The sequence below is a fragment of the Rhodothermales bacterium genome, assembly GCA_013002345.1.
In the GTDB taxonomy this organism is placed as follows: Bacteria; Bacteroidota; Rhodothermia; order Rhodothermales; family JABDKH01; genus JABDKH01.
Genome location: JABDKH010000267.1, coordinates 1 through 3,861, shown reverse-complemented (window position 1 = coordinate 3,861; position 3,861 = coordinate 1). Strand labels below are relative to the sequence as shown.

Sequence of the window (3,861 nt, the reverse complement as noted above, 5' to 3'; positions counted from 1 at the left end):
GCTCCTCGTGTCCCGGACGGTTGATGGCACCCACATAGTAGATGTTGGCGCACGCGGCCGCGGGCTGTTCCAGTTTCCAGAGATACTCGCTCAGACCCGCGACGGTGGCAGACGGGTTGAAGACGATCTCGGCGCCGTTGAGGCCGAGCTCGCGCCAGCCTTCCGGGAAGTGACGATCGTAGCAGATGTACACGCCGACCTTGCCGACGGCCGTGTCGAACACCGGGTAGCCGAGGTTGCCGGGGCGGAAGTAGAATTTCTCCCAGAAGCCCGGGTTGCAATGCGGGATGTGAATCTTTCGAAACTTGCCGAGATAGGTGCCGTCGGCGTCAATGACCGCGGCGGTATTGTAGTAGACTCCGGTTAGATCTTCTTCGTACAGGGGAAGGACCAACACCATCTCGTGTTTCTTTGCGAGATCCTGCATCAGCTTTGTCGTCGGTCCGTCGGGCACTCTCTCGGTCAGAGCGTACCACTTCTCCTTTTGCTCGGCCGGAAAGTATGGGCCATAGAAGAGTTCCTGGAGGCAGACGACTTGCGCGTCCTTTCGTGCGGCCTCTTCGATGAGACCCACATGCTTGTCGATCATGGAGCGCTTGATCTTGTCGATCGGACTATCGGCGCTTTCGGACAGGGTTGCCTGGATGAGTCCGGCGCGAACTGATCGTTCCATGTTATTCCTCCTCGTTGTGCGCGGGTGGCTAGACGGCGACATCGTGTCCCGCCAGCCAGGATTGTTGGCTGACTTCGAAATGGTCAATTAAGACAGGTGGAACCAAAATGCAACTGCCCGGGCCGCATGTACACGGATTATCGGCGATCGTCGGGTGGATTACGGATTCGGAAGCAGTGTTGTGCGGGCAGTCTATCGGACTAGCTGCGTGAGTTCGAACGCCACGCGCTCAGGCCCTCGAGTTGTAGGAACAATCGGGCGCGTCACTCTGGACTTCGTGACGGACGAGACCGTCATAGATTGGCCGAAGCCTATTCATTGAATCGATGGGCTGAGGCAGCAGATCGACTGCGGTCGCGTTCTCCTAAACGACCCAGTCCGGAATCACGCCCGACTCCACACCGAACACCCAGATCACCAGGGTGTAGGCCAGCACGGTGATGACTCCGATGAACAGGACGTTCAGGATCACCCCTGCCCGGGCCATCTGGGGGACGGTAACTCGGCCGCTCCCATAGACGATGGCGTTCGGAGGTGTCGCCACGGGTAGCATGAACGCACAGCTCGCACCGAGCACGGCGGGTATCGCGAGCAGGAGAGGATTTTCGCCAATCCCGAGCGCCATGGCCGCAATCACCGGCAGGAAGGTGGCCGTTGTTGCGGTGTTACTGGTGAGCTCCGTCAGGAACACCACGACGGCGATCACTACCAGCAGAACAAGTAGTACGGGCAGCCCCGACATGCCTCCCATGGATTCTCCGATCCACTGCGACAGGCCGGTCCGCGTAAATGCGCCGGCAAGGCTGAGGCCGCCGCCGAACAGAATGAGCGTGCCCCACGGGAGCCGACGTGCCGTACGCCAGTCCATCAGGAACGTGCCGGTCCGCAGGTTCGATGGAATGACAAACAATGCGAGCCCGCCGATCATGGCGATCCCGGCATCCGAAAGCGATGGAATGAGGGGGAGCAGAAGCGGTCGAGTTATCCAGGCCAGTGCAGTCAGGACGAACACGGCTCCCACACGCTTTTCTTCCGTTGAGATCGGGCCCAGGCCGCGCAGTTCACCCGCAACTGTTTCTGCTGCGCCCGGGAGCGTACGAATTCTGAGCGGACACGTAATGCGTGTAAGCACGATGAACGCGATCGGGAGCCCGACGACAACCAGAGGTAGCCCGACGGCCATCCAGTTGACAAATGAGATGGTATGTCCGTACTCGGAGGCAATGAAACCTACGAGGAGCGCGTTCGGGGGTGTGCCAACGATGGTCGCCATGCCGCCGATGTTGCACCCGTACGCAATGCCCAGGACGAGGGCGATCGCGAAGTTGCTTTTGACTATGCCATCGGCGGATGCATCCGCGAGGTCGATGACGGACAAAGCCACCGGCAGCATCATCAGGGCGGTGGCGGTGTTGCTGACCCACATGGAGAGAATCGCCGCCGCGATCATGAATCCACCGACGATGGCTGACGGACCGGTTCCGACTCTGGCGATGATCCGAAGGGCGATGCGGCGATGGAGTTGCCAGCGTTGCATCGCGAGCGCGATCAGGAAACCACCCATGAAAAGAAAGATGACCGGCTCGGCATACGGGGATGCGGCCTCTCCAATCGTTCCGACCCCGGCAATCGGAAAAAGGGCCAGGGGCAGAAGTGCGGTTGCGGGAATCGGCACGGACTCCGAGATCCACCACGTCGCCATAAGGAGCGCGAGTCCAGCCGTGAGCCATCCAGCAGAACCGAGCGACTCGGGGGCCGGAGTCACGACAAAGAGGAGCAACAGTGCGGGACCCAGGAACAGTCCAACTTTCTGGCGAATGCCCCACCCTGTCGAATCGTCAAAAGCCATCGAAGTGATCGGAGTTTCGGGTCGACTCGTGTTCGGACCGATCGGCGGTCGGCACCAGTCCGATCCCTGAAGCTAATACTCAGGCTGCTATATATGCGGAGAGCAAATTAGAGGGCTGTGCTCTGTCGCATTCAACTATCCGGGCCTGCCGCAGACGATTCTCAGAGATGTAATTGGCTTCTCAGCGGATTCGAAGATGGCGACGATTCGTTGTACCTGCTGCGGTCGCACGATGAGCAGGAGTTGATTGGGCACAGTCGGGAAACTTTGCTAGTCGGGAGCGTAACAGCCATAAGGCATTCATTGTTGCGCCAAATGGCATAACTTATGAACAAGAAGGCGAACCGCGGTGGCAAAGGGAGTGGGGATCTCTCGAGACGTCCCGCAGCGAATGCAGGCACCACGAAGGGGAAGCAGTCGCGGACAGCGCCAACTCCCCGGAAGCGTACAGCGACCAGGCGTCCGATCCGATATCGAGAACTCGGTGACTGGGAGGCAGCCGCACGAATAGACGACGGCTTTGAGACCGGGAGACTGGACGACATTCGCACCTCACTCGACCTGACGGTTCGAGAGTTGTCGGTTGTCCTGCAGATGTCGCCAAGAACACTGAACCGTCGCAAGTCGCAGGACAGGCTTCCACCGGATGAATCCGAGCGCGTCTATCGGATTCTCAAACTGATTGAACTCGCTACGGATGTTCTCGGTAGTGAGGACGACGCGCGCGATTGGATGAAGGAAGCCAACTTCGCCCTGGCGGAAAGGACCCCGCTGGATCTGGCGAAGTCAGAACCTGGCGCCGCCATCGTTGAGCGTTTGCTTGAACAGATTCGCCACGGTGTTGCGGTCTAAACCTCGGGTTCTGATTTGTCACGCATTTCCGTTTGGCGAATTGTAGACCGCCGCTACGCTGTGTCCGCGTTCGACGGAGTAGGGGCCGAGATCACCGGCGGCCGATTCAACAGTCGCGGCACGAAGGTGGTCTACACGTCCGACTCCCTTTCGCTCGCGCTGCTCGAGACGCTGGTCCGAGTGAACAAGCGGGAGCGTCTCCGGAATCAGGTCTGCATCCGTGCTGAGTTTGATTCGAGGCACGTGACGGTCGTAGATATTGCGGATTTGCCGGAGGATTGGGATTCGATACCTCCGGTCTCGGCGACTCGGCACGTCGGCGATGCGTGGATCGAGAGCGGCGTGTCACTCGTACTGCGAGTCCCGTCCGTCGTGATCCCGCAACAGTCGAATTACCTGATCAACCCGAGCCATCGGTCGATGTCGAGGCTCAAGGTTTTTGATCCGATCCGCGTCCCGATTGACGAGCGACTGGACGGTCTTCTGG

General features: G+C 59.6%; 4 protein-coding genes. 2 read left to right on the top strand and 2 right to left on the bottom strand.

The features are described from left to right. Both HKN37_12870 and HKN37_12865 read right to left on the bottom strand, forming a co-directional pair. The coding region (locus tag HKN37_12870) for an acyltransferase (protein NNE47539.1) at positions 1–673 on the bottom strand (673 nt) is incomplete at its 3' end. Between the two features lie 364 nt (positions 674–1,037). Continuing rightward, the gene (locus HKN37_12865; protein NNE47538.1) at positions 1,038–2,522 is read right to left on the bottom strand and encodes a DASS family sodium-coupled anion symporter; all 1,485 of its coding nucleotides are present in this window, start codon (positions 2,520–2,522) and stop codon (positions 1,038–1,040) included. A gap of 327 nt (positions 2,523–2,849) precedes the next feature. On the opposite strand from HKN37_12865, the gene HKN37_12860 reads away from it, so the two are divergent. Both HKN37_12860 and HKN37_12855 read left to right on the top strand, forming a co-directional pair. Beyond that, on the top strand, positions 2,850–3,374 hold the full coding sequence (locus HKN37_12860; protein ID NNE47537.1) for a DUF2384 domain-containing protein: 525 nt from the start codon (positions 2,850–2,852) through the stop codon (positions 3,372–3,374). A gap of 15 nt (positions 3,375–3,389) precedes the next feature. Then, positions 3,390–3,861, top strand: a 472-nt coding sequence (locus tag HKN37_12855; protein NNE47536.1) for an RES family NAD+ phosphorylase, incomplete at its 3' end; no start/stop codon positions are given.

Excerpts from the sequence above, each read along its gene's own strand:
- HKN37_12860 (NNE47537.1), top strand. The coding sequence starts at position 2,850 with ATGAACAAGAAGGCGAACCGCGGTGGCAAAGGGAGTGGGGATCTCTCG.
- HKN37_12865 (NNE47538.1), bottom strand. The coding sequence starts at position 2,522 with ATGGCTTTTGACGATTCGACAGGGTGGGGCATTCGCCAGAAAGTTGGA.